At 61.9% G+C, this 25,391-nt stretch carries 25 protein-coding genes and 1 pseudogene; 17 read left to right on the top strand and 9 right to left on the bottom strand.

Going from position 1 to position 25,391, the window contains the following annotated elements; translation table 11 throughout:
- The 11 genes from urtE to P0D89_RS28505 all read left to right on the top strand — a co-directional run bounded on the left by urtE (nucleotide 1) and on the right by P0D89_RS28505 (nucleotide 11,628).
- Nucleotides 1-705 carry an urea ABC transporter ATP-binding subunit UrtE gene (gene urtE / locus P0D89_RS28555; protein WP_062086627.1) on the top strand — a complete coding sequence of 235 codons (705 nt, stop codon included), beginning with the start codon at nucleotides 1-3 and terminating at the stop codon, nucleotides 703-705.
- Between the two features lie 60 nt (nucleotides 706-765).
- A complete protein-coding gene (locus tag P0D89_RS28550; protein ID WP_408363065.1) occupies nucleotides 766-1,761 on the top strand; it encodes an acetamidase/formamidase family protein in 996 nt (331 codons plus the stop codon).
- 12 nt (nucleotides 1,762-1,773) lie between these two features.
- Nucleotides 1,774-2,544: an SDR family NAD(P)-dependent oxidoreductase gene (locus tag P0D89_RS28545; RefSeq protein WP_408363063.1), complete on the top strand. Its 771-nt coding sequence runs from the start codon at nucleotides 1,774-1,776 to the stop codon at nucleotides 2,542-2,544.
- Nucleotides 2,545-2,679: 135 nt separating this feature from the next.
- Complete coding sequence (locus tag P0D89_RS28540) at nucleotides 2,680-3,792, top strand: substrate-binding protein (protein ID WP_408363135.1); 1,113 nt, start codon at nucleotides 2,680-2,682, stop codon at nucleotides 3,790-3,792.
- 25 nt (nucleotides 3,793-3,817) lie between these two features.
- Nucleotides 3,818-4,651 carry a branched-chain amino acid ABC transporter permease gene (locus tag P0D89_RS28535; protein WP_408363133.1) on the top strand — a complete coding sequence of 278 codons (834 nt, stop codon included), beginning with the start codon at nucleotides 3,818-3,820 and terminating at the stop codon, nucleotides 4,649-4,651.
- A complete protein-coding gene (locus tag P0D89_RS28530) occupies nucleotides 4,644-6,476 on the top strand; it encodes a branched-chain amino acid ABC transporter ATP-binding protein/permease (RefSeq protein WP_408363061.1) in 1,833 nt (610 codons plus the stop codon). The genes P0D89_RS28535 and P0D89_RS28530 overlap by 8 nt, the downstream gene beginning before the upstream one ends.
- Complete coding sequence (locus P0D89_RS28525) at nucleotides 6,473-7,183, top strand: branched-chain amino acid ABC transporter ATP-binding protein (protein WP_408363059.1); 711 nt, start codon at nucleotides 6,473-6,475, stop codon at nucleotides 7,181-7,183. Before P0D89_RS28530 ends, P0D89_RS28525 begins: the two co-directional genes overlap by 4 nt.
- Before the next feature lie 20 nt (nucleotides 7,184-7,203).
- Nucleotides 7,204-8,127 (top strand): DUF1028 domain-containing protein, encoded by a 924-nt coding sequence (locus P0D89_RS28520; RefSeq protein ID WP_408363057.1) that lies wholly within the window; start codon nucleotides 7,204-7,206, stop codon nucleotides 8,125-8,127.
- Nucleotides 8,124-9,521 (top strand): amidase, encoded by a 1,398-nt coding sequence (locus tag P0D89_RS28515; RefSeq protein WP_408363055.1) that lies wholly within the window; start codon nucleotides 8,124-8,126, stop codon nucleotides 9,519-9,521. Before P0D89_RS28520 ends, P0D89_RS28515 begins: the two co-directional genes overlap by 4 nt.
- Nucleotides 9,518-10,354 carry a nitrilase family protein gene (locus tag P0D89_RS28510; RefSeq protein WP_408363053.1) on the top strand — a complete coding sequence of 279 codons (837 nt, stop codon included), beginning with the start codon at nucleotides 9,518-9,520 and terminating at the stop codon, nucleotides 10,352-10,354. The genes P0D89_RS28515 and P0D89_RS28510 overlap by 4 nt, the downstream gene beginning before the upstream one ends.
- Before the next feature lie 671 nt (nucleotides 10,355-11,025).
- Nucleotides 11,026-11,628, top strand: coding sequence for an ANTAR domain-containing response regulator (locus P0D89_RS28505; RefSeq protein ID WP_408363051.1), 603 nt, complete (start codon nucleotides 11,026-11,028; stop codon nucleotides 11,626-11,628).
- 358 nt (nucleotides 11,629-11,986) lie between these two features.
- Here the strand turns inward: P0D89_RS28505 and P0D89_RS28500 are convergent, their stop codons facing one another.
- A complete protein-coding gene (locus tag P0D89_RS28500; RefSeq protein ID WP_408363049.1) occupies nucleotides 11,987-12,289 on the bottom strand; it encodes a putative quinol monooxygenase in 303 nt (100 codons plus the stop codon).
- A 988-nt stretch (nucleotides 12,290-13,277) separates the two neighbouring features.
- Here P0D89_RS28500 and P0D89_RS28495 point away from each other — a divergent pair.
- Both P0D89_RS28495 and P0D89_RS28490 read left to right on the top strand, forming a co-directional pair.
- Complete coding sequence (locus P0D89_RS28495) at nucleotides 13,278-15,428, top strand: phosphocholine-specific phospholipase C (RefSeq protein ID WP_408363047.1); 2,151 nt, start codon at nucleotides 13,278-13,280, stop codon at nucleotides 15,426-15,428.
- A 266-nt stretch (nucleotides 15,429-15,694) separates the two neighbouring features.
- Nucleotides 15,695-16,600, top strand: a complete 906-nt coding sequence (locus P0D89_RS28490; protein WP_408363045.1) for a MurR/RpiR family transcriptional regulator — start codon at nucleotides 15,695-15,697, stop codon at nucleotides 16,598-16,600.
- Here the strand turns inward: P0D89_RS28490 and P0D89_RS28485 are convergent.
- Both P0D89_RS28485 and P0D89_RS28480 read right to left on the bottom strand, forming a co-directional pair.
- Entirely contained in the window at nucleotides 16,587-16,838 is a 252-nt protein-coding gene (locus P0D89_RS28485) for a hypothetical protein (protein ID WP_408363043.1), read from the bottom strand. The two genes, P0D89_RS28490 and P0D89_RS28485, sit on opposite strands and share 14 nt — an antisense overlap.
- Nucleotides 16,839-17,086: 248 nt before the next feature.
- Complete coding sequence (locus tag P0D89_RS28480; RefSeq protein WP_408363041.1) at nucleotides 17,087-17,320, bottom strand: sigma factor-like helix-turn-helix DNA-binding protein; 234 nt, start codon at nucleotides 17,318-17,320, stop codon at nucleotides 17,087-17,089.
- Nucleotides 17,321-17,412: 92 nt separating this feature from the next.
- Here P0D89_RS28480 and P0D89_RS28475 point away from each other — a divergent pair, with 92 nt between their 5' ends.
- Complete coding sequence (locus P0D89_RS28475) at nucleotides 17,413-17,640, top strand: hypothetical protein (RefSeq protein ID WP_408363039.1); 228 nt, start codon at nucleotides 17,413-17,415, stop codon at nucleotides 17,638-17,640.
- Between the two features lie 230 nt (nucleotides 17,641-17,870).
- Here the strand turns inward: P0D89_RS28475 and P0D89_RS28470 are convergent, their stop codons facing one another.
- The 6 genes from P0D89_RS28470 to P0D89_RS28445 form a co-directional block, all read right to left on the bottom strand.
- Complete coding sequence (locus tag P0D89_RS28470) at nucleotides 17,871-18,257, bottom strand: RidA family protein (protein WP_408363037.1); 387 nt, start codon at nucleotides 18,255-18,257, stop codon at nucleotides 17,871-17,873.
- Nucleotides 18,258-18,318: 61 nt separating this feature from the next.
- Complete coding sequence (locus P0D89_RS28465) at nucleotides 18,319-19,350, bottom strand: alanine racemase (protein ID WP_408377555.1); 1,032 nt, start codon at nucleotides 19,348-19,350, stop codon at nucleotides 18,319-18,321.
- A 147-nt stretch (nucleotides 19,351-19,497) separates the two neighbouring features.
- A complete protein-coding gene (locus P0D89_RS28460) occupies nucleotides 19,498-20,223 on the bottom strand; it encodes an amino acid ABC transporter ATP-binding protein (protein ID WP_408363131.1) in 726 nt (241 codons plus the stop codon).
- The gene (locus tag P0D89_RS28455; RefSeq protein ID WP_408363033.1) at nucleotides 20,201-20,938 is read right to left on the bottom strand and encodes an amino acid ABC transporter permease; all 738 of its coding nucleotides are present in this window, start codon (nucleotides 20,936-20,938) and stop codon (nucleotides 20,201-20,203) included. Before P0D89_RS28455 ends, P0D89_RS28460 begins: the two co-directional genes overlap by 23 nt.
- Nucleotides 20,939-20,941: 3 nt before the next feature.
- The gene (locus P0D89_RS28450) at nucleotides 20,942-21,640 is read right to left on the bottom strand and encodes an amino acid ABC transporter permease (protein ID WP_408363031.1); all 699 of its coding nucleotides are present in this window, start codon (nucleotides 21,638-21,640) and stop codon (nucleotides 20,942-20,944) included.
- Nucleotides 21,641-21,672: 32 nt separating this feature from the next.
- On the bottom strand, nucleotides 21,673-22,497 hold the full coding sequence (locus tag P0D89_RS28445; RefSeq protein ID WP_408363029.1) for an ABC transporter substrate-binding protein: 825 nt from the start codon (nucleotides 22,495-22,497) through the stop codon (nucleotides 21,673-21,675).
- Between the two features lie 171 nt (nucleotides 22,498-22,668).
- On the opposite strand from P0D89_RS28445, the gene P0D89_RS28440 reads away from it, so the two are divergent.
- The 3 genes and pseudogenes from P0D89_RS28440 (at nucleotide 22,669) to P0D89_RS28430 (ending at nucleotide 25,023) form a co-directional block, all read left to right on the top strand.
- Nucleotides 22,669-23,616 carry a LysR family transcriptional regulator gene (locus tag P0D89_RS28440; protein WP_408363027.1) on the top strand — a complete coding sequence of 316 codons (948 nt, stop codon included), beginning with the start codon at nucleotides 22,669-22,671 and terminating at the stop codon, nucleotides 23,614-23,616.
- Between the two features lie 4 nt (nucleotides 23,617-23,620).
- Nucleotides 23,621-24,514, top strand: coding sequence for a LysR family transcriptional regulator (locus P0D89_RS28435; RefSeq protein ID WP_408377553.1), 894 nt, complete (start codon nucleotides 23,621-23,623; stop codon nucleotides 24,512-24,514).
- A 93-nt stretch (nucleotides 24,515-24,607) separates the two neighbouring features.
- Nucleotides 24,608-25,023 (top strand): annotated as a pseudogene (locus P0D89_RS28430) (DDE-type integrase/transposase/recombinase).
- The last annotated feature ends 368 nt before the right edge of the window (nucleotides 25,024-25,391 follow it).

Genomic DNA, 25,391 nt, shown 5'->3' with positions numbered 1-25,391 from the left:
ATGCTGAAGATTTCCGCACTCAATCAGTTTTACGGTAGCAGCCACACGTTGCGCGACGTGTCGCTGAACGTGGCCGAAGGCGCCTGCACCGTCGTACTCGGCCGTAACGGCGTGGGCAAGACGACCTTGCTGAAGTGCCTCGTCGGGTTGCTGCCGGTCAAAGGCGGTGAAATCGAACTGGCGGGTCAGCCGCTCACGCGCACGCCGTCGCATCGACGCGTGCTCGCGGGTCTCGGCTACGTACCGCAAGGACGCGAGATTTTTCCGCAACTCAGCGTCGAAGAAAACCTGCGCATCGGCGCTTACGCGGGCGAGCGCAATCAGACCGCCAAGGGCAAGCAATTCTCCTTCGACGACGTCTTTCATACCTTTCCTGTGCTGAAGACGATGCGCCGGCGCATTGCGGGCAATCTGTCGGGCGGACAGCAGCAGCAGCTTGCGATTGGCCGGGCGCTTCTGACCAATCCAAAGCTGCTGATTCTCGACGAACCGACCGAGGGCATCCAGCCGTCGATCGTGATGGAGATCGAGGCAGTGATCCGTTCGCTGAAAGGATCGCTGTCGATCCTGCTGGTAGAGCAATTTTTCGATTTCGCGCAGGCGGTAGCCGACGACTATGTCGTGCTGGTTCGCGGGCAGGTTGTGTCGGCGGGACCTGGGGACCAGATGGAAGCCAATAACGTCAGAGCGCTAATTTCAGTGTGATGCGGCGTCAGCGTTGCGCCAATTCACTTCGACAACCCATATTTGAGCAGGAACACCATGATGAAATGGCTTGAACAATCGATCATGCACACACGCGGCGTCGCGCGCGGCCAAGTCCGCGAAACGCATGAACTCAGCGAATCCCGTCAGGGCACGTTTCACTACACCATCGGACCGTACTCGACGCCGGTGATGAACATCGCCCCGGGCGACCGGGTCGTGGTTCAGACACGCGATGCATTTGACGGCAAGATCCTCACGGAACAGGATCTGCCGAGTCAGAAGTTGCGGGTGCCGTTCCTGAATCCGCAAAGCGGCCCGATCATGATCGAAGGCGCCGAGAAGGGCGACGTGGTTGCGGTGTACATCGAATCGATGTTGCCGCGCGGCGACAATCCGCGCGGCACCTGCTGCCTGATTCCGCGCTTCGGCGCGCTGACCGGTACGGAATACACCGCAACGCTCAATGAGCCGCTGCCCGAGATCACCCGCAAGATCGACGTGGACGAAGAAGGCGTCTACTGGAGCAAGCGCGTCACGCTGCCGTACAAGCCGCATATCGGCACGCTGAGCCTGTCGCCGGAAATCGACTCGATCAATTCGCTCACACCGGACAACCACGGCGGAAATATGGACGTGCCCGACATGGGCCCGGGCAGCATCACCTATTTGCCCGTACGCTCCGCCGGCGCGCGGCTCTTTATCGGCGACGCGCACGCGTGCCAGGGCGACGGCGAAGTGTGCGGCACCGCTGTCGAATTCTCCAGTACAACCACGATCCACGTCGATCTGATCAAGGGCTGGCACATCGAATGGCCGCGCCTCGAAACCGATGAGCTGCTGATGGCGATTGGCAGCGCCCGCCCGCTTGAAGACGCGACGCGCATCGCGTACCACGAACTGGTGCTGTGGATGGAAAAGGAATACGGCTTCGACCGCTGGGATGCCTACATGATGCTCAGTCAGTGCGGCAGGGTGCGGCTGGGCAATTTCGTCGACCCGAAGTATTCGGTCGGCGCGGCGATCAGCAAGAAATATCTCGCACCGGCTGCCTGAGGAGACACCAGCATGGATCTCAAACTCAAAGGTTTGAAGGCACTCGTAACCGGCGGCACCAAGGGTATCGGCCGCGCCATCGCGCAAACGCTGGCAGCCGAAGGCGCGGACGTCGCGCTCTGCGCGCGTGACGGCGCCGCGGTCGAACAGACGGTGGCCGGCATCGTGCAGATCACAGCCGGTGCGGTCAAGGTATGCGGCGCCTCGGTCGACGTTTCGAACGGTCCGGCGTTGCAGGCCTGGACACGGGACGCCGCCGCGCAACTGGGCGGCATCGACATCGTGGTCGCCAATGTGAGCGCGCTCTCGATCGGCAACGATCCCGAATCATGGCGCAAGGAATTCGAAACCGACCTGATGGGCACGGTCAACCTGGTCGACGCCGCGCTGCCGTTTCTGGAAGCGAGCAAGGCCGCCTCGATTATCGCGATATCGAGCGTGTCCGGCCGTGAAATCGACTTTGCCGCCGGCCCTTACGGGACCTTCAAGGCGGCGCTGATCCACTACATGCAAGGCCTCGCGTACCACCTCGCGCCGAAGGGCATCCGCGCGAACGCCGTGTCGCCGGGCAACGTCTATTTCGAAGGGGGCGTGTGGGATCACATCGAACATAACGATCCGAAGCTGTTCGCGGAAGCACTCGCGTTGAATCCCAGCGGGCGCATGGCGCGCCCGCAGGAGATCGCGAACGCGGTCGCGTTCGTCGCGAGTCCGGCGGCGAGCTTCGTGAGCGGGGCGAATCTTGTAGTGGATGGCGCGCTCACGCGCGGGGTGCAGCTCTAAGTGCCGCAAGGCTGCGTCACTTAAGTCGATTCGACAAAAAACCAAGGAGCCTTGACGATAATGAAAAGAATCTCTTCCCTTCTGACTGCCGGCCGCTCAGGCGGCGCGGCGGTCGCCCTGCTGGTATCGCTCTCGATGGCGAGCCACGCGGCCATGGCCGCCGATCCGATCAGGATCGGCGTGCCCGTGGGTCTGAGCGGCGCGAATAGCGTGGTTGCTCCGTCAGTGGTTCAGGCGGCGCAACTGGCTGTCGACGAGATCAATGCGAAAGGCGGCATTCTGGGACGTCAGGTCAGCCTGGAAGTGGCCGACGACGGCAGCGGCGCGGCGGGCGCGCAAAAGGCCTTCGATTCGCTGATCTTCGAAAAGAAGGTCAACGCGCTCATCTCGATGGAAACGAGTGCCGCGCGCAACGCAGGCCTGCCGATCGTGACGCGCGGCAAGGTGCCGTTCATCTACACGTCGTTTTATGAAGGCCGCTCCTGCAACCGTTATATGTACGTCGATGCATGGGTGCCCGACCAGCAGGTCGCACCGATCGTCGACTACTTCATGAAGCAGCAGAAGGCGAAGACGTTCTTCCTGATCGGCAGCGACTACGCGTTCGGTCGCGGTATGCTCGACTTCACGAAGACCTACATCGAGAAGCACGGCGGCAAGGTGGTGGGCAACGAGTATCTGCCGATGGACGGTTCCGACTGGACATCGATCATCAGCAAGCTGCAGGCGGCCAAGCCTGACGCGATCATCACCTCGACCGCGGGCGGCGCGCCGAACGTCACCCTGACCAAGCAACTGCGTGCGGCCGGCGTGAAGGTTCCGTACGGTAATCTCGCCGTCGACGAGGGTACCGCCAAAAGCATGGGCGCGGACGCGCAGGGGATCTACATCTCCGGTTCGTATGTGACCAACATCGATACGCCGGCGAACCACACGTTCCTCGCCGCGATGCAAAAACGCTTCGGTGCGGATCTGAAGACGCCGAATGATCTGTCGGTGCCGGAGTACGAGGCGATCTACCTGTACAAGGCCGCGGTGGAGAAAGCCGGTTCGGTCGACACGGCGAAGGTGATTCCGGCGCTCGCCCAGGTTTCGTTCGACGGCCCGCGTGGCCAGATCCGGATGGACAAGCAACGTCATACGCCGCTCACGATGTATCTGGGCCAGGTGCAGCCGGACGGTTCGGTGAAGGTGATCGAATCCTTCCGCAACGTTGATCCGGGGGCGCAGTGTCCGGCCTTGAACTAAGCCGTGCCATGGAGTTCCGGCAATGCTGAATCTCGGCCTTGACGTCGTCACCACGGCGGCCATTCTGTTCATCGTTTCGGCAGGGTTGTTGATGGTCTTCGGCGTGATGAAGATCATCAACTTCTCGCATGGCGCGTTTCTGACGACGGGCGGCTATGCGAGCGTGCTCGTCGAGCACGCCGGCCTGAACTGGTGGTGGGGCGTGCCATGCGCGCTCGTGATCGGCTTCGTGGCGGGGATGGCGGTCGAGCGGTTCATCGTTCGCCCGCTGTACGCGCGCCCGCTCGACGCGATTCTGGCGACCTGGGGTCTGGGCATCATCGTTGGCCAGCTTATCACGCTGGCTTTCGGCCGCGGCGTGCAGATGGTGGCCAGTCCGGTGGACGGCGCGATCTCGCTCGCCGGTACTCAGTACTCAGCCTACCGGCTGATTCTGGTCGGCGTGGCCGTGCTGGTTGCGCTCGCGCTCGGCTGGCTGCTCAACGGCACCCGGCTCGGCTTGCAGACCCGGGCGGTGATCATGAACGAAGCCCTCGCACGCGGGCTCGGCATCAGCAGTTCGCGGGTGCGCTTCATGACCTTCTGTACCGGCGCGGCGCTGGCGTCGGCCGCGGGCTGTCTGATTACGCCGCTTGCCAGCGTCGATCCGAACATGGGCGTGCCGTGGATCGTCGGCGCATTCATGCTGGTGCTGGTGTCCGGTTCTTCGCTGGTCAGTCTTGCGGTGGCGAGCGTGGTGCTCGGTGGCGCGCAAGTGCTGGTCAGCACCTTCGTCAATCCCGTGCTCGGCGGTCTGACCATCGCGGTATTGGCGGCCTTGTTGTTACGCGTTAGACCGGAGGGCTTCGCACGTGGCTGATCCCGCTTCCTCCCTGTCGTTTCGCACCGCGGTGGCTTCGCCGTGGAAGGGGCCGGCAGCGATCGGCGGCGTGGCGCTCGTCGTTCTGGCCATATGCAGCATCACGCTACCGACCTTCCTCGTCAACAACCTGATTCGCGCGTTTCTGTATGCGGCAGTCGCGTTGACCGTCGATCTGTTGTGGGGGTATACAGGCATCCTCACATTCGGGCAGTCGGCATTTTTCGGCATCGGCGCTTACGCGGCCGGTCTGATTTTCACGCATGCAGGCTTTTCGTTTCCGCTTGCGGCGGCGGCGCTCGCCGCCGGCCTCGCCGCAGCCTGGATCGTGTCGCGCGCGATTGGCTGGCTGGCGTTTTATCACGGGGCATCGCCGCTCTACGCCTCGGTCGTCACCCTCGTATTGCCGATCGTGCTGGTTCAGTGCATCTATTCGGGCGGTGAGTTCACCGGATCGAGCAGCGGCCTGTCCGGCTTCGATAGCTTCGATATTCCGCTTGAAGCCTGGTTCTTCATCGCGGGCGCATTGCTGGTTTTGCTGGCCGTGGTGGCCTGGATGTTCGTGCGCAGCGATGCGGGGCAACTGCTGGTCGCCATTCGCGAAAACGAAGCACGCTGCGAGTATCTCGGCATCGATGTGTCGCGCTACAAGGCGCGGCTGATGGACGCGTGCGCGGTCATCGCCGCGTTCGCGGGCTTTCTGTTTGCCTGCGTGCAGATGGTGGTGGCGCCGGAATACGCCGGTTTTGTGTTCGGCACCGAACTGGTCATCTGGGTCGCGCTGGGCGGGCGCGGATCGCTGATCGGGCCAATTGTCGGCGCCATGCTGATCGACGTCGGCAGCGCCTATCTCAGCGGCAATCTGCCTTATGTCTGGACGCTGCTGGTGGGCGTGGCGTTCGTCGTCGTGATCGTGGCGATGCCGCGCGGGCTCGCGCCGCTCGTAGCCGGCGCAGCGCGCCAGGTGTTGCCCCGACGCCGCCGCCGTGCGGCGCCCGCGCCGGTGACGCTGGCCGCAGCGCCGCCGCGCGGTGACGGCATGGGGGACAACAGCCGTGTGGCGCTATCGATCAAGCAGGTGCGAAGGCATTTCGGCAGCCTCAAGGTGCTTGACGACATCAGCTTCGACGCGCGCGCCGGAGAGCTGCTCAGTCTGATCGGACCGAACGGCGCGGGCAAGAGCACGCTGATGCGCTGCATTGCGGACGGCGCGGAGCGCTCGGGCGGCACAGTCGAGATCGGCGGCACGGAGATCCGCACGCTGGCCCCGTACGACTGCGTGGCGCTTGGCGTCGGCCGCAAATTCCAGACCGCGACTGTGTTCGAATCGCTAAGCGTCGGTGAGGCGTTGCGCGTTGCGCGCTATCGGGTGGCGCCGCCGTCGAAATGGCAGCGCGACCCGGTGCTCGCACTGCCGCAGCCGGCCCTCGACGTGCTGCGGCTGACAGGACTCGACCGGATTCTCGAACGCGAGTGCCGCTATCTGTCGCACGGCCAGAAGCAGGCGCTTGAACTGGCGATGGTGCTCGCGCTGGAGCCGCGTACGGTGCTGCTGGACGAACCCACCGCGGGCCTGACGAAACAGGAACGCACGCAGATCGGCGAGATTTTCGTCGAACTGTCGTCGCGCTATCGGATGTGTCTGCTGCTGGTGGAGCATGACCTGGATTTCGTGCAGCAGATCAGTTCGCGCATCGTCGTGCTGCACCAGGGGCACATTGTGATGGACGGCGGTGTCGAGGAAGTCGTGAACTCCGAAATCGTGCGTGCGGTGTATGCGGGCGGTGCGCATCCCGCCGGCAGTCAGCCGGAGGCGGACGCATGAATGCATCGACGATTGTTCAGGTCGACGCGCTGCACAGCGGGTACGGCGAGGCGATGGTGCTCAAGGGCCTGAACCTCACGCTCGGGCGCGGCGAAGTGGTGGCGATTCTCGGCAAGAACGGCATGGGCAAATCGACCTTGCTGAAAACGCTGATGGGTTTCATTCGCCCGAAGAGCGGCGACATCGCGCTGTTCGGCGAGCGGACCACGGGCGTGCCGCCGAACCGGATCGCGCGGCGCGACGTCGCTTACATCCCGCAGGAAAAGGCCTTGTTTCAGGACTTGTCCGTCGAAGAGAACCTGAAGCTCGCCCTCATGCGCGATCGCGATTTCAAGCCGCTTTTCGAGCGAATCGAGGATCTTTTTCCGTTTCTGAAGGATCGCCTCAAGCAGAAGGCCGGCACACTGTCGGGCGGCGAGCAGAAGATGTTGCTGGTCGCGCGGGCGTTGATTCGCCAGCCGAAGCTGATTCTGGTCGACGAAATCACCGAGGGCATGCAGCCGTCGGTGATCGAACGGTTGGTCGGCATTCTCAGTCGCGAGCGGGACACCGCCGGCACGACGATGCTGCTGGTCGAGCAGCACGTGCATTTTGCTTTTGCCGTCGCGAATCGCTACGCGGTGCTCGAACTGGGTGAGATTCCGGCGGCCGGTGACACGGCGGATACGTCGGCGCAAGCCACGGTTTCACGTTTTCTGTCGCTGTAACGCAAAGGGGAAAGTTTGCCATGACGTTTTCCATCGTCGCGCGCTGCGCGCGGACCGGCGCGTTGGGCGTGGCGGTCAGCACGGCGGTGCCGGCGGTCGGCGCGATGTGCGTGTATCTGCGCACCGGCGTGGGCGCGGTGTCGACGCAGTCCTGGGTCAATCCGTATCTCGCGCTCGATGCGCTCGACCTGCTCGATCAGGGCGTGAGCGCCGAGCGGGCGCTCGCGCGGGTACTGAATGACGATGCCGCCGCGGATCTGCGGCAACTCGGCATTGTCGACCGCAACGGTCAAAGCGCGTGCTGGACCGGTTCGCAATGTACGGGTTGGGCGGGGCAGCGCAGCGGCACGTCCTGTACGATTCAGGGCAACATGCTGACCGGCGCCGGGACGCTCGATGCGATGCTCGCCGCGTACGAAGCGAGCGGTGAACTCGCGCTGGAGGAGCGCCTGATGCGCGCGCTCGAAGCGGGACAAGCCGCCGGCGGGGACAAGCGCGGCCGCCAATCGGCGGCGCTCAAGGTGGTGCGCAACGAGGCGTATGCCCACCTCGATTTGCGGGTCGACGAACATCACGAGCCGGTTGCCGAATTGCGGCGCGTGTTCGAGGTGGCGCAGCGTCAGTTCGTCCCGTTCGTCGAAGGGATGCCCACACGCGGCGATCCCGGCCGTGCGCCGCCAGCCGCCGTAACCGAGTTGCTGTTGACGCCGCCGCAATCGAGGCCGGGCGCAACAGAGCCGTTGGACGCCGACATGCGGGTGCTCGGCCGGTGGCTCGGCGTCGAGTGCGCGGCGCAGCGCGTGGCGCACAACCTCGCCACCTACGCGCCGATCCTCGCGGAGATTAGCAAGTTGCGAGAACTCGATCTGTCAGAAGTGCATCCGGTGGTCGTCTTCGATCCGGCGCGCGCTTATGCGGGACCTTCCACCACGGGCGAAACATGAACGACGATCTCACCGCCATCGCCGCGAGTATTGCATCGGGCGAGGTCGCGCCGACCGACGTCATGGACGCGTTGCTCACGCGGATCGCAGCGCTCGATCCGCAAGTGCTGGCTTATGAATGTCTGAACCCGGCCGCGCGCGCCGAAGCCGAGCAATGCACGGAGGAACTGAAGCGCGGTGTGCGGCGCGGTCCGCTGCATGGCGTGCCGATTGCGATCAAGGACAACTACCTGACGGCCGGCATGCCGACCACGGCAGGCAGCCGTGCGCCGGGCTATAGGTTCGCGAACGAAGACGCGGCCGCCGTTGCGCGCTTGCGGGCGGCCGGCGCGATAGTGATCGGCAAGACCCGCACGCACGAGTTCGCGTGGGGCACGGAGACGCCGCCCACTCGCAATCCGTGGGACCCGTCGCGCATTCCCGGTGGGTCGAGCGGCGGCTCGGGCGCGGCGCTGGCCGCGCGCATGGCCTACGGCGCGCTCGGATCGGACACGGGCGGCTCGATTCGCATTCCGGCGAGTCTGTGCGGCGTAGTGGGCCTGAAGCCGACGTTCGGTCGCGTCAGCCGCGCGGGGATCGTGCCGCATAGTTGGTCACTCGATCATGCGGGACCGTTGACGCTATCGGTGCGCGACGCGGCGCTGCTGCTCAACGTGCTCGCCGGACACGATACGCGCGACCCCGGCAGCGCCGACGTACCGGTGCCGGATTACACCGCGTCGCTGGACGGCGGCATCGCGGGCATGCGCATCGGCGTGTGCCGCAATCACTTCTTCGGCGCCAACGAGGCGGAAGTCGAGGCGCAAGTCGAGCGCGCCATTGCGGCGCTCGCCGCGCTCGGTGCGCAGGTGATCGACTTCGAGGTGCCCAATCTGCAATACGGGTTGGGTGCGATCTTCGCCATCGAACTCGCGTCGTCGAGCGCGTATCACGATCGCGGCCTGCAGCGCGGCGCGACCGCCGCGATGGCCGACGACGTGCGTACGCTCGTCGAGATCGGCCGCATGGTGTCGGCGTCGGACTATCTGAAGGCCGAACAGTTGCGCGCGTGCCTGATCGATGATTTCAAGGCGGTATTCGAGCGCGTCGACGTTGTCGTGACGCCCGCGTCGCCGGTTACCGCATGGCGGCGCGGACAGGCAACCGTGGTGACCGGGGGCATGGAAGAGAGCCCGCTTGCGGCGTCATGGCGTCTTACCTATCCATTCAACCTGACCGGCTTGCCGGCCCTGTCCCTGCCATGCGGCTTCGATTCGCGCGGCTTGCCGATCGGCCTGCAGATTGCCGGCAGACCGTTCGACGAAGCAACGATTCTGCGCGTAGCCGCGTCCTATGAAAGCGTGCACCGCTGGGACGCGGTGCGCTCGCCGATTGCGAGGAGTGTGCAGCCATGACGACAGGTAACGAGAGCAGGGTGACGGTGGCGTGCGTGCAGATGTGCCCTGAAGTGGGGGCCAAGGTGCGCAACGTGGCGCACTCGATCGAGTTGATCGAGCAGGCGCATGCGCGCGGCGCGAACCTGATCGTGCTGCCGGAGCTATGCAATTCAGGTTATGTATTCGAGTCGCGTGAAGAGGCGTTCGCGCTGTCCGAGGCCTTGGCGGACGGCGACACGATTGGGCAATGGAGCACGCTTGCCGCGAGTCTGGGCATCACGCTGGTGGCCGGGTATGCCGAACGCGACGGCGATTCGCTCTACAACTCGGCGGCTGTGATCGGTCCGAGGGGCGTGCTGGGCGGCTATCGCAAGATGCATTTATGGGGTGACGAGCACCTCTTTTTCGAACCGGGTAACCTCGGCATGCCTGTGTTTCATACACCGTTTGGCCGGCTGGCTTGCGCGATCTGTTATGACATCTGGTTCCCTGAAGTTTTCCGGATGGCGGCGGCCAGGGGCGCCGATATTCTGTGCGTGCCGACGAACTGGGTGCCGATGCCTGCGCAGCCGGCCGAGCTGCCCGCGATGGCGAATCTGCTGGCGATGGGCGGCGCGCATTCGAACGGACTGTTCGTGGCCGCGGCCGACCGGGTCGGCGTTGAACGCGACCAGCCGTTTCTTGGACGCAGCCTGATTGTCGACTCGCAAGGTTGGCCGGCGGCCGGTCCTGCCAGCCCAACGGACGAAGAGATTCTGGTGGCGTCGGTGAATCTGGCCGACGCGCGCCGGCACCGGCAATTGAATGCGTTCAATCACGTATTGCGGGACCGCCGTCCTGATGTCTACTGAGACGGGCGGTCAATCGTAAGCGTTCACCCCCTCGCTGCGCTTATACGCCCGTATAAGCGGGGTACGCTAACGCGGCATTGGCCTATCCAACCGTAGAGTAGATTCGCCCTCCGGCTCGACCTAATCTTCTCTCATCGCTACACGCTCGCTGTACACCAGCGGAAAGTTCGCGGTTCGGCCCCACGACGACACGACGCCTCCGGATCCCGCCCGGCCGATTTCCTCTCTGGCGTCTCCAAGGAATCGTCGTGTCATATGTTCTTCGTCACTGGATCCATATCGGAAGCAACTCATATGGCGAGTACACGTTCGTGCCGTGGCCTGGCAGGACCGTTTATCGCCGTACGGTCGACTTCTCCTCAGTATGTATGCAATAGCCGCAAAGTCAGAACCTGTTTGACCGCTATCGTTGTTCGACTGCAGTTTCACTCTTTCCTGAAGAGGGGCACGATATTGAATGCCGAACACAATGCGACTTTGGACATGCTTCCTCCGGGCCTCGACGATGTATTCGACCCAGGCGAGGTCGGGCCCGCACACGACGCTGCGAGTCTCGCTTCACCGGCCCTGCGACACTCACTGCTGAATGCCCATCCCTGCGTCATTTTGCGCAGCCCGCCGGAACGGACCGCGGATTCACCTCGTGAGTGCTTACATGCCAGGGCGGAACGATGACGTGGACCGCGGATACCATTGCGATATTGCGCGATTTGAGCTCGCTGAAAGTTGTTGTGATTCATCCGCAGGATCAGGATGGCGACGAGCTTCTCGCGCAACTCCACCGCATTGGGTGCGACGTGGAAGTATGCTGGCCGACACTCGACTGCTTGCCCGTCGGAACCGGACTCGTGCTGATGGCGATGCGCCCCGAAACCCTCTCGATCAATTTTCCGTGGCTCGGAACCAGCATGTCGCCGCCCGTGATTCCCGTGGTGACCTACGAAAATCCGATCACCATCGAAGCGGTGCTGCGCCTGAATGCGCTGGCGATGATACCGTCACCGGTGCGCTCATTCGGATTGTTGACCGCGATCGCGGTGGCGCTGACGCAATGTCAGGCATCGCGGATGCGCGATCGATACATTGAGCGGCTCGAGAAGAAGCAAGCGAAGGTTAGAGTGATCCAGCAGGCCACGCAGCTTGTGATGGAAAGGCGCGGTGTGTCGGAAGAACATGCGTATCAGTTGTTACGCTCAAAGGCGATGCTCAAGCGTGAGCAGATCGAGGTGGTGGCAAGCGAGATTGTCAAGGCACACGAAACGCTGGCGCTTTAGCCCACAAGAATACTCACGTTATTTTACGCATGAATGAAGTGCGTAGGCCAGCTAACGTGGCGCGTCCGGATCGACGCCAGGCTCGCAAGCCGATTATGCATTCGTATGATTTCGGTGCAGCGGCCGCCGAGCTGCGATTGATTTGAGTTGCATGCCACACGATTCCGTCTGGCGCGCTGCGCTTCTCGTGTTTCGAGGCCCGTCGCCATTCCCTTTTGGTTCGAATTTGACCTGCGGGCATGGCAAACGCTGCACGAAAATACCGTCGCGGAGGGCTTCGTTCGCGTGCCTTGGCCCGAGCAACTGACGTAGCAGGCGCATGGATGGCTTACTCGTGGTCAGCGTCGGACCGGCACGCTCAATCGTCCAGTAGCGCTTCGAGCACCGTCACGTCGAGCGGATGTGCAAGCAGTGGTGTCAGTTCGCGAACCAGTTCCTTAAAGTGCTCGGTGCCCTCATGCTCGGCGAGCGCTGCGCGGCTTGCCCAGCGCTCGAAGAAGACGAAACGCTCGGTGCGATCGAGGTCGCGGTGCGGGGTATAAAGCAGGCACCCCGTCTCGGCTCGACTCGGCGCTACACAACGCAACAGCGCCTGCTGGATGGCGTCGGCCGTGCCGGGTTTTCCTTGGACGACTGCGATTACACGGATTTCGGATGACATGCGGTGCTCTCCTTGGCAAAGCGCATGAGTTTAGCGCCATACTTCAATCCGTGCTCGACTTACAAGCCTGTAACGAGAGTGGCGCAATGGCGTTCATTTAAATGTGTCGATGTCCGTTCGAGCTTCGTACGCATCAGGCCATTGCGCCATCGGGTCTTCCGTGATTTTCATACTGCTGCCCATCACACAGGAAACGCACCCGACCAAGTTCATCCACAAAAAAATGCAGCCGAAAGTAGGCTTAACAGTGGCGTCATGTGCACAGACTGCGCAGAATAAAAAGGCGTACTAACCAAAGTCTTCTTGCATGATGGCTTCTCCTCGTAAGGAGATACTCCGCAAGCGTAACCCGCACATGGGGCGGGGTGGCCACCTCATTAATCCGACGACTGGTGTCGGAACGACAAGCTCCTTTGGCGCTGCTTCATTTTACTGTCACCAAGTCGACAGGGCCCGCGCGCGCCCCAATCTCGGTGGTGCATCGACAGTGGCCATCCTAGCGGCGGGTGCGACCGGAATGGACGGTTTTCGTGGTCAGCGGCCTCTGGCAGAGCCTGAACCGACAGAATGAATTTTATTCAACAATATGATTGCTTTCAAATGAAAAGTCTTCATTCTGCTGACACATTCATTTTTTATTCTCTGTGCCGGTACCCGCTACTGCCCAGGCCTTGGCGCCGTGTTCGGGCCAAACCGGATCATCGCTTAGAGCGGTCAACTGTCTTCGTCATCAGTTTTACTAATGTCCTACCACCCCATGAGTTCCCGCCAATGACCCAATTCCTGTTGTATGGCCGTGCCGTAGCGGCCTGCATCGTTCTGAGCCTGTCGCTAACCGCCTGCGGCGGGTCTTCGACAAACCCGTCAGGCGCAGACGCCTCTGCTACCGCCAATCGGGCGTCGCCCGCCGCACCTGGCGCCAAGCTGAGTTGCGCGCCCTGATGCCGCGAAGTGCTGTCCCGTGCTTAATCCCTACGTAGCCAAGACCATGAAAAAACTCGATCGACGCAGTTTCCTCACCGGTGCCGCCAAGTCGGCAGGCGCCGCCCTCGCGCTGGGCATGCTGCCGCCCAGTATCGCCCGCGCGCTTGCCATTCCAGCTGCGGTAGACACCGGCACCATCAAGGACATCAAGCACATCGTCATCCTGATGCTGGAAAACCGTGGCTTCGATCATTACTTCGGCACCCTGAAGGGCGTACGCGGCTATGGTGACCGCTTGCCGATTCCACTCGAGAGCGGCAAGGACGTGTGGTACCAGCAGGACGCGAGCGGCAACGTCATCCCGCCGTATCACATGGATATGACCAAGGTTAAGGCACTGCAATCGCCCAGCACGCCGCACAGCTTCTCCGACATGCAGGCGGCCTGGAACCAGGGCAAGTCAGGCCATTGGCCCGTTTACAAGACGCCGTACACGATGGGCTATCTTGCCCGCAACGACATTCCGTTCCATTTCGCGCTGGCCGAAGCGTTCACGATCTGTGACAACAACTTCTGCTCGACCACGAGCGGCACGGACCCGAACCGCGTGGTTTTCTTCTCGGGCTCGGGCTTCGATCCGAAGCTGGCGAAGATGGGCATCAACAGCACCGACCGGACCTCCGAACCCAACAATGATCGTTGCTGGATCACCGGCACGATGCCGACACCGGGCTATACCTATCCGGATAATGCACTCACCTGGCTTTCCCTGCCGTCAGTGCTCGAGAACGCCGGCGTGAGCTGGAAGATCTACCAGGACACCAACGACAACTGGACCGGCGCCATGCACGGCGGCCTGGCTTTCCAGGACTTCCGCACCGCCAAGCCCGGCGATCCGCTGTACGTGAAGGGCCTGACGGACTACTCGATTGCGGACCTGAAAAGCGATGTGATGAGCAACACGTTGCCCGAAGTGTCGTGGATCTTGTGCACGGCCGCCAACTCGGAGCACTCCGGCAACAGCAATCCGGCGATCGGTGCGAACTTCACGGCCGAGGTGCTCGACGCGGTCACCGCCAATCCAGACGTCTGGGCCCAGACCGCATTCTTCCTGACCTACGACGAGAACGACGGCCTGTTCGACCATGTGCCGCCGCCAGCGCCACCGTCGTACAACCTGGACGGCACACTGGCCGGCAAGGCCACGTTCCCGCTGGACGGCGAGTACTTCTCCGATCCGGCGAGAAAGTACCTGAACCCCAACGACACCATCAGCGGCAACGTGCGGCCGTGGGGTCTCAGCGCGCGCGTGCCGATGTACGTCATCTCGCCGTGGAGCAAGGGCGGATGGGTCAACTCCCAGGTTTTCGACCACACGTCGATGAGCCTGTTTCTGGAAAAGCGCTTCGATCTCACTGTCGACGCGGTCAGTCCGTGGCACCGCGCGGTCTGCGGCGACCTGACTTCGTGTTTTGACTTTGTTTCGCCGAACGATCCGGTCTTTCCCAAACTGCCGGATACGACCAATTACCAAGCCGTGCTTGCCGCCCAATCCTCACTGCCCATCGCAGCGCCGCCGGCCACGCCGCAGCCGCTGTTCCAGGAGCCGGGCACGCGCTATTCACGTGCGCTGCCCTATGAACTGCATACCAGCGCACGCATCGAAGGCCCCGGTCTCGTCAAGCTGATGTTCAGCAATACGGGCAAGCAAGGAGCAGTGTTCCATGTGTACGACAAGAATCACCTGGACCGCATCCCGCGCCGATACACGGTCGAAGCCGGTAAGACGCTCGAGGACTACTGGGACGACACGTTAAAGACCGACCAGGGCAAATACGAGCTCTGGGTCTACGGCCCGAACGGCTTCCTGCGCACCTTCGCGGGCAACGCAGTGGCCGCCAGTGCCGCGACCTTCATGCCGGAAGTGCAGGTCTGCTACGACACGGATGCCGGTCAGGTCTACGTGAAGTTGCACAACACCGGTACCGCGCCCGGCACGGTGACGGTGCAGTCCAACGCCTACCGCACCGATGGCCCCTGGCAGATGAATGTTGCTGCTGGCGATGTGGGCATGCTGCACTGGGAGCTCTCGCGCAGCGGTAACTGGTACGACTTCACCGTAACGGGCGACAACTTCATGCGACGCTTCTCCGGGCGTATCGAAACGGGCAAGCCGACTGTTAGCGATCCGGCCATGGCGCTTCACCTGAGCTGAACTGGCTCCGGCCGGCGGAGGCGGCATCTGGCTTCCGCCGACCGGCAGGTCATGGACATCGCAAACGTCATTCGACTGGTCGTTGTCAACGCGGCGGGTAATCGATCTTGCTTCACCTTTCGATACTCGCCGTTTTCATCACGCTCGGAAGTCACGTTATCCTTGCCGCTACCTTGTTGGGCCCAGTTGCGTGTCGCGCACTGTGGCTCGAGTCGCGCCTCGCGCGGTGTGCCAGCGGCTCGACGAATTCTTTCACAGGAGCTTTGATGAAACCCGCAAAGAAGGGCGCGGCGAGTGCCGGGGCCCCGCCCCCAACCCAGCCGAATTCGGTGTCGGCGATCCTGTCGCGCATCGAGCAGCTTTATCCGACCTTCGGCGCCACCAGCCAACGCATCGCCGACTTCATCCGCCAGCGCGCGCAGGAAGTGGTGCACATGTCGGTCAGTGAGGTTGCCGAGTGTGTGGGCGCGAGCGAAGGCAGCGTAGTGGGCCTGTGCAAGGCGATCGGCGCCACCGGCTTTCAGCAGCTCAAGATCGTGCTGGCGCAGGAAATCGTGCGCCCGGTACAGTTGATCCACGAAGATCTCGAGCCCAACGACAACGCGGCGGCGGTCATTTCAAAGATCTTCAGCTCGAACGTGCAGGCCCTGAATGAAACCCAGTCCACGCTTGACGTGGGCGAACTCGAGCGGGCGGTCGAGGTGATCCGCAACGCCCGCCGCATTGAAATCTACGGTGTGGGCAGCGCGGCCTCGATCGCCGAAGATGCGCACTACCGCATGCTGCGTATCGGGCTGGACGTGCGCGCGGTGATCGACCCGCACATCCAGGTCATCAGCGCGTCGCTTTGCGACCCCACCGTGGCGACGCTCACCATCTCCCACTCGGGCAGCACGCACGAAACAGTGACGGCGACGCGGCTCGCCAAGGAAGCCGGCGCACGCACCATCTGCCTCACGAACTTTGGGCGTTCGCCGATTCAGGCCTTTGCCGATATCGTGCTGTTCACCATGGCGCGCGAGACCAAATTTCGCACGGAAGCCATGACGAGCCGTCTCGCACAACTGGCGATCATCGACGTGCTGGTTGCGTGCCTCGCGCTATCGGACTACGAGAAATCGACGGAAACGATCCGCCGTACCTTCGACGTTCTGTCGCTCAAGCGATATTGACGGCCACGGGCAGCGCCGCCACAGGCTCCGGGTGGAACAGCTCGGCAAGCGACGCGGCGTCGGCCTGCGCATGCGTGCCGACGAGTACGAGCGGCATCGAGAGCCGTGCGGTGTCCGTCGCGTCGGTGGCCGGGTTGTCGCCGATTATCGACGTGGCCGCGGACGGCGTGACAAGCCACGCAGCGGCTCCACAAAAATCCGGTTTGCCGACGATGCGCTCGGGCCTGCCCCCGCGCACGCGGACGGCGTTGGGGGCAAGGGTGCTTCGGTGAGTCGAACGACCTCGTTGGGCGCAATGGGTGGACGGCAAGGACGCTGGGCCAGATGGTGGGCGTCAGCATAACAAAAAGCCCGCGACAGCCGAGGCTGGGCGGGCGAAACTCGCGACAGGGTTACGCGAGCGAGGAGACATGGTGGTTGCAGGGCGGAATCGAGCCGCGTCCTTCCATGGAATCAAGATACACGGACGCCCTAAAGAAAACCATTCTACGAACGGGTGCTGCAGTCCCCTGCAGGTATCGTGTGCTTATACGTTTGGATAGACAGGCTTGAGTCCCACGGTCTTGCGGCCTGCGAGAGTGGCTTAGCCAGCACCTCGCGCAACCGCCTGATCGATTCCTTCTGTATCTGGCTGATGCGGCTTTCCGTCACGCCGAGCTCGGCAGCCATAACCTCGCCGCGCCGCCCGTGAACGTAGCGGGCGAGCAGCGCGTGTACCACCCCGGATTTGGTGGAGGCGCCAACTCTTGAGAGAGTGGAACCGTTCGCTGTTGGTCTTCTGTGCGACCTAAATCTTCATTTTCGCCTTTGGCGTGCTTTACATTTACCGGCTGCGCACCGGCGACGTCATGACATGGTGCAGCAGCGTTTCGGCACAGCGCGGTGTGGTGTTATGCGCCGGCTATGTTTTGCCCGGTGCGAGCTGGGTCGTCAAGAAATGCGAGGCGGATGCGCGCGACGCTGCGTATCGCGCGATTGCTCCTTGGCTTCTGGTGGTGCTCGTTCTGTTTGATCGTGCTGTTCTTTCATGCACTTTATGAAAACTTCGCGATCATGCACCGCTGGCTCGTCTGTCCCTGTCTTTTTCTTGTGCCGTCGGTCGCGCTCGGTGCAATCGCAGGCACCCTGACCGGCGTCAGACGGCGTCGCGACAACGAGCCGTTCCTGATGACCGCGCTGCTGTTCATCTGCGCATACGTGATGCTCGCGATCTCGTTCCGGCCGTACCTGGAGGCTCGTCTTCTATCCGCTCGCAGAACGAGTGGCCTCGTTACTGTTGCGGATCAACGGAACCGTCTCCCGGTTCCGCAATGGCATCGATTTCCACACGCACGCCGTTGAGCGCGCATCCAATAGTGGTCCGTACCGGGGGGGCGGTGCCCATCACTTCGGCATAGACAGCGTTGAACCGCTGGAAATCGCCCATATCCGACAGATACGCCTGGACGCGGACCAGTCGGCTGAAATCGGTGCCGGCGTCTTCCAACACAAGACGCAAGTTATTGAGTACGGCGATGGTTTGCTCTTCGATCGTTTCGCCGAGAACGTTCCGCTCGGAATCTCGCGGGACTTGGCCCGCCACGAAAATCAGGCCGCCGGCCCGACGCCAGAGACTGTAGTGACCGCCCCGGGACGGTTGTTTGTTTGACTCGATCATTTGCAATTTCAGCCTTTAAGAATATCTCGACAGGGGTTCCCGCTTGCTCGGCTCGTGACAGTCACCGGGGCAACGGTACGACGGAGCGCTCGTTACCGAGCTGATCCCGGTACTCCCACCGACCGTCGAGGGAACGAACGAGCGCGTTGCTATACAGGTAGGCCGTGGTGCACGTGTGCTCCGGAACCAGCAACAGCCGGTCCCCGACATTGAGCGTGTTGTTGCGGATGACGGTGTGCTCTTCGTTCATCATCACGATCTCGCCGACGCCCTGAAAGCGTTGTGCCTGTGGCTTGTCCGGGGAGATCGCCTTGCTGCCGGCATCCAGCGTGGACGTGCCATTGCGCGTCGACACGACCGTCGTCAATACAAATCCGGCAGCAATCCAGTCGTGCTGCGCGAGCTCTCGCAGGTGCTGCGCGTTCGAGTAGACCCAGGTGCCCGGCGAGACATAGGGCATCGCCGAGCGCGGCCACAGGTCGAATGTGTAGCTGCAGCCTCCGACTGCATCCACATCGATGCCGTCCCGGCGCAGAGTTGACTGCAGCGCCTCGAGTGTTTCGGCAAGCCTGTGCACCTTTGCCTGGCGCTCTTCCAAAGCGCCCCGGATGTGGCCATCGTAGAGATGCCAGCCTGCAAGTCGGCCGAGCCCGGCGACCGCACATGCAAGTTCCAGTGCGCTCTCGTCCATCGGGATTCCCGTGCGGCCCATCCCGGGGTCAAGGTCGACACGCAGGTTGACCGAGCGCGGGGCGCCGTCCAGTAGCCCGGTCCACACGTTCAGCCCTTGGCGAGAATCGACAAGACCCGTGAGTTCGGCGTCCGGAAATGCTTTGGCCAGTTCGACGAAGCGGCCGATGTTCTGCGGATTGACGGTCGGAAATGCCCATGTGACTCTTGTGGCGCCAGCCGCCAGTACCATCTCGACTTCAGCGAGCGTACTGGCCTTGAACGCGCCGACGCCATGCGCCAGCAACAGGCGAACGAGCCACGCAGCGCGATGAGTCTTCACGTGCGGCATCAGGCGCTCGACGCCACCGCACGCTTTTGCGGTGACCGCCAGATTGTGCAGGACGCGGTCTTCCGCCACCACGAAGCAAGGTGTTGCGACCGCCGGCGCCAGGTCCGCGGTAATTGGGCTGATCATGTTAGGTGTTGTCATAGGGTGATCGGTTACGACGCATCCGTGTCGGGCGGCTGCTGCATCGCCCGGCGCGGCTTTCGAAACGGGAAAGGTTGGTTAGTGACGCAGGTCGGACAGGAATGCCTGCGCGCGCGGATGGACGGGCGACCGGAAAAAAGTTTGTGGGTCGGCTACCTCGAGAATCTCGCCGCGGTCCATAAACCAGACGCTGTCGCTCACCTCACGCGCAAACCCCATCTCGTGGGTCACGCACATCATGGTCATGCCGTCTCTCGCCAGTGACTTCATGACGTTGAGCACTTCGCCGACCATCTCGGGATCGAGCGCGCTGGTCGGTTCGTCGAAGAGCATGACTGGCGGCTCCATGGCCAACGCTCGCGCAATGGCGACGCGCTGCTGCTGTCCGCCCGACAACTGCTGCGGATAGGCGTTCGCCTTGCTCGCCAGTCCAACACGGTCGAGCAACGCCAACGCCTGTCGCTTCGCATCCACACGGCTTTTACCGGCCGCCTTCAGCGGCGCCAGGCATATGTTGTCTAGTACCGATAGATGGGGAAACAGGTTGAACTGCTGAAACACAAAGCCGACACGGCTGCGAAACCGGTTGAGGTTCAACGAAGCCTGATGGATGCTCGTACCGTCGACTGTGATCTCGCCGCCCTGAATCTCCTCCAGCCGGTTGACAGTACGGATCAGCGTGGACTTGCCCGACCCTGAAGGGCCGCACACGACCACCACCTCGCCTCGCTTCACCTCTGCAGTTACATCGACGAGCGCTTGATACTCGCCATACCACTTGTTAACTCTGGAAAACTGAATCATTGATGACGCTCCTGACATCTGGCATTTTTCCTGAAGCACGCCGGCGCGCGATGCGCCGTTCGATGACATGCGCGCATCGGGTGAGCGCGTAGCACACCGCGAAATAGGTCAGCGCGAGAATCGAGAAAACCTGAAACGGTTGTGTAAGAAGACTGGCGTTGATTTGCTGGGCGGAAAAGGTCAGTTCCTGGACGCTGATCACATAGCCGATCGACGTGTCTTTCACTGTCGATACACATTGGCTGAGAATGCTAGGCAGCATGTTGTACAGTGCCTGCGGCAGGATCACGTGGCGCATCGTCGCGCCGTAACCCAGTCCGAGCGAGCGTGCGGACTCGGTCTGACCTTTGGGTGTCGACTCGATGCCCGCGCGGACAATCTCGCACAAATAGGCCGCCTGATAGATCACCAGCGTGACCACGAGCGTCGTGAACGCGCTGACGAGGTGGCCGATCAATCCAGGCACCAGGAAATAACTCCAGAACACGAGCATCACGAGCGGCACGCCGCGCACGATGTAGATGAGCACGGCCGAAGGCACGCTGAGCGCCTTGTAGGGCGAAACCCGGCACAGCGCGAGCAGTACGCCAAGCGGGAAGGCAAAAGCAAGACCGGTCAGCGAGAGGATCAACGTGAGCGCAAGTCCGCCGATCGGGCCATCGGGATATTGCCCGAGCAGGAGGAAATGCGAGTTGTGGATCAGTATGTCGAGCATGGTTCATTTCGCCGCAATACGGGTACGCCGTGTAATGGCTGCGCCTGCACCCATCAAGCTCAAAGAAATGGCCAGATAGACGACCGTTCCAATGAGATATATTTCGAAGGTTTTAAAGGTCTGGTTCTCGATGTCGCGCACCGTGTACGTCAGCTCGGCAACGCCGATTGCCATTGCCAGGCTGGTGTTCTTGAAGAGCACCACCGTGTGGTTGATGAAAGGCGGCATGGCAATGCGAAAGCTTTGCGGCAGGATCACGTATCGCATTGACTTCGCATAGCTCAGACCAAGCGAGCGGGCTGCCTCATGTTGACCATGCGGCACCGCGCGCAAGCCGCTGCGAATATCCTCGGAGTAGTACGCGGCCATGCACAGGCCGAGCGCAAGCGAAGCGAAGATGAATTCGCCACCATGCGCGTTGATCCATGTCTGCGCGCTGTCCGGCAGCAGCGTCGGGAATCCGAAGTACCACAGGAACAACTGCGCGAGCATGGGCACGTTTTGATGGTACGCAACGTAGCCGGCAACGAGCCTCTCGACGAACGGATTACCCATCGTGCGCAGCGTCGCCATCGCCGTGCCGAGTGCGGCCGCGAGCAGCCAGCTCGTCAGCGTGAGCAGGGCGGTGTATTGCAATCCCCACACGAGATGCTGCAGGTTTGGGGCTGCGAAGATGCTCGAGAAGTTGAGATGCGCCAGCATGAGTAATCCTTATTGCACGGGCGGTGTCGAGATCAGCCCTGGACCGGCCCGGTCTTGAAATCGCGGTGCATCTGGTAGATCGTCCTGGCTCCCAGCCACTTGTCGAAAATCTGCTGCGATTCGCCCGATTTCTCCATGCCGTCCAGCGCGTTGTTGACCGCGTCGAGCAATGCGGGCTCGCCCTTCTTGATGCCAAGCCCCCAATGCTCGAGACCGACCGGCGGCGACAGCGCCTCGACATTGACGCTAGTGCCGAGTTTGGCGGCGAAGCGGTGCATGATCGGCTCGGAGACCACAAAGCCATTGGCCTTGCCCTGCACCATGGCCAGGAACGCGGACGGCGCGTCGTCATAACTCACGAGCTGCACGCTCGGCATGACCCGACCCATGATCGCGATGTTGCTCGAGCCTTTGATCGTACTGACGCGCTTGCCATTGAGATCGTCCCGTACTTTGAACGGGCCGCCGCTTTTGACCGCGAGGATCTGCCTGGCGACGTAATACTGGTGGGTGAAGTCGAGCTGAGCGGCGCGTGCCGGCGAGTAGCCGAGCACCGCGGCGAGCACGTCGATACGGCCTTGCAGCAGTTCGGGAACGCGCGCTTCCATCGACACCACCTGCAACACGGGCTTGACACCCAGCGCTTTCGCGATGCCCTTGCAGTAGTCCACGTCGTATCCGACGATCTCGCGCGATGCAGGGTCCTGGTATCCGAATGGCTCGAAATTAGCCAATACCCCGCACACCAGCGTTCCACGCGCCTTGATGTCGGCGAGCTGGTCGGCCCGTGCAGTACCCGCCAGCAGGACTAATGTAAGTCCAAGCAATGCTGCGGTAAGTTTATTGAGCGAGTTCATGCAATCTCCGTAGACAGGATGCTTCGAAACGCCACCGCGAGCGCCCTCGAGGTGCTCGGTCAGCATTGCGGGGGACTTGGAGACCGTATTCTTGGTGGAAACAAATCCAGAATAAAGAGATATTTGTGCATAATTCTTCATTCCAAAACTAGATGAATTCAGGGTGACGGCGTGGCGTATCAGATCACTTTTCTACAGCTCGAAGCATTGGTTGCGATTGCGGACATGGGTTCGTTCGAGGCAGCCGGGCGCAAGCTTGGTAGCGTCCAGTCTGGCGTGTCGCGCCACGTTCGCGAACTGGAGAGTCAATTCCCACGGCCGCTGTTCGACCGCGTTGCGCGATCGGCCCGGCTGACCGTCGATGGCCTCGAGGTGCTCTCGCAAGCGCGCACGATTCTTCAGCAACGCGACGTCTTGCTGAGCCAGTATGCGAGCGAGAAAGTACTGCGGCGCTCGTTGAGGCTGGGGATGACCGAGCTTGCCGCGCTAACCTGGCTGCCTGGTTTCATCGATGCCCTGCGATCTGCCTACCCGCTGGTGGACGTCGAGCTGGAAGTGGGCGGCGTCGCTGCGGATCTTTACGAAAAGCTCAGGCTGGCGCAGCTGGATCTGGCAATCTTGCCCGACACGCCGCGCTGGACGGACATGCTGAGATTTCCGCTCGCCACCGTGCGTAACGGCTGGTATTGCAGTCCCGCGTTCAAGCTGAAGGGGCGCAGGCTGGCCGTGTCGGAGCTTGGCCAGTTGACGCTGCTGTCGCAGGCCGCGGACTCGGCGGCCGGACATGCGATGAGCGAATGGCTTGAGCGCAACGGCGTGCAACCGCGCAACATCATGACCTGCAATAGCTTTTCTGCGCTTGGCGGCATGGCGAGTGCCGGACTGGGTGTCGCCTGTCTGCCGAATGCCATTGCCGGCGAGCTCGTGACGCTCGGCAGGTTGCGGGAAGTCCACGTGACGCCGGTGATGCCGCCGGTGCGATATGTTGCCGTCGCGCGGCACGATGGATTGACGCCTTTTCACCGCAGGGTCGTTGCGCTCGCGCGTGCGACGTGCGACTACGGGACGCGCTATCAGGATGCCGATGCGCGCGAATCGCTGGGCAATGAGGATCAATAGTGCGATGCTGAGCGTAAAACAGATCGAAACGTTTTATTGGGTAGCGAAGCTCGGCACGGTACAGCGGGCAGCCGACAAGCTCCATATCACTCAGTCGGCCGCGACCAAGCGCCTGCAGGATGTCGAGGCGAAGTCCGCGGCACCTTTGTTCGAAGGGGGAGGAAAGAAAGCAAGGTTGTCCGCGAAAGGACACGAGATGTTGACACTGTGCGAGAACTTGCTGGACAGCATCGGGCGACTACAAGCCTATCGGGACACTGACCGGCACATGGCCCGCGTGCTGCATATCGGACTGACGGAGCTTGTAGCGCTGACATGGTTTCCGGCATTTTTGAAGGAGATGCACGAACTTTTTCCGAATCTCATTCTGCGACCCTACGTCGATATGTCCGGACCGCTGCAAGAGCAATTGATCGACGGACGCCTCGACCTGGCTATCCTGCCCGAGCCGGAGCTACCCGCGTTCGTCGCCCGGATAGCGCTGGGCAGCGCCTGTTTCGCCTGGTTTTGCCGCCCCGGCCAGTTCGACAGCCAGCGCACGGTGTCGCTGCGCGAACTGGGCACAGTCCCCGTGATCGAGCAGATCCCCCTCTCCATCGTGACTATCCTGAGTTCGAGGGGCTTCGAGAGCGCGGGTGTCGATCCCGAGCGTATTTGCGGCGGCAACAATGCCGTCGCGGTGGGCGGCTTGGTGGCGGCCGGCGTGGGCGTAAGCTTGCTGCCAGTCGATCTCTTCAGGCAGCAAATCCAGAGCGGATTGATGCAGATCGTGACGACTGACCCGGCCGTACCGGCGGTTCGCTACGATGCAGTTTTCCTGAAACAGTCACATGCCGCGTTGGGATACACGGTCGCCGATGTTGCGCGGCGCTGCTGCAACTTCAGTTCGGATGCCTAACAACGGAAAGAGCGTTAAGTGCAATCAGCGGTTTTGTCGAAATAAGGCGTTCTGGTAATCTGGATGAATCAAGATGGTTGCGTGGGTGAAGAAATGAAGACACTGCACCTGGGTGTAGCCCGCATACTTAAACGGCTACATTATCCGCTGGAGGTGATCCTGACCTGCGTGCGTTGGTACGTCGCCTATCCGCTTGGCTTGCCGACTTTCTTCTGCGAGCCAGGTGGAACCAGGGTGCTGCCAGGCGTTATTTCGAAAGATCGATCCAGCATAACGGCGTACCCGAGACGGTGACGATCGACAAAAGTGGAGGCAATTGCGTAGGTGAGCAGGACCATCGGACCATCAAACGCATCACGCGACCGATGCTCGGGTTCAAGAACTTCCGCTGCGCACGTGTCATTCTGCGTGGCATTGAGATCATGCATATGATCGCCAAAGGCCAGATGAAACACACAGAGAAAATCAAGCCATCTGCAGCCTGCCAGTTCTACTCGGTAGTGACGTAACCTATCGTCAGCATATCGGCTTTGTACGATTCAACTGCCTTGCCGCGACAGAACCAATCTGCGACGAAGGTGTGGAGGCCTGGATCAAGTCAGCGAAGCAGGCGCTCTCGGATTTTATTTTCCCCAACCAAATCCAAGGTTCGCCGCATATTTCAAAACGGCATTATGCGCGTGTCGTACATCGCCGGATCGCGTCAATTGGCCTTGATGAGGCGCGTATCAGGAAGGGCGCCAAGGGTTATTCGTATTCCGATCACCGCTGATCCATCTTTCAAGGTCACTGTGGGCGGACAAAGCGCGTTCAGCATAGAGCTTTCGGGAATCTTCGTGGTCCACAGAAGGTCCCGCAAAAGGCGACCGGAGAAGAG

This window comes from Paraburkholderia sp. RL18-085-BIA-A (genome assembly GCF_046027075.1).
Classification (GTDB): Bacteria; Pseudomonadota; Gammaproteobacteria; order Burkholderiales; family Burkholderiaceae; genus Paraburkholderia.
Note: the sequence above shows the minus strand (reverse complement) of the source record. Positions and strands in the feature narration are given on the sequence as shown.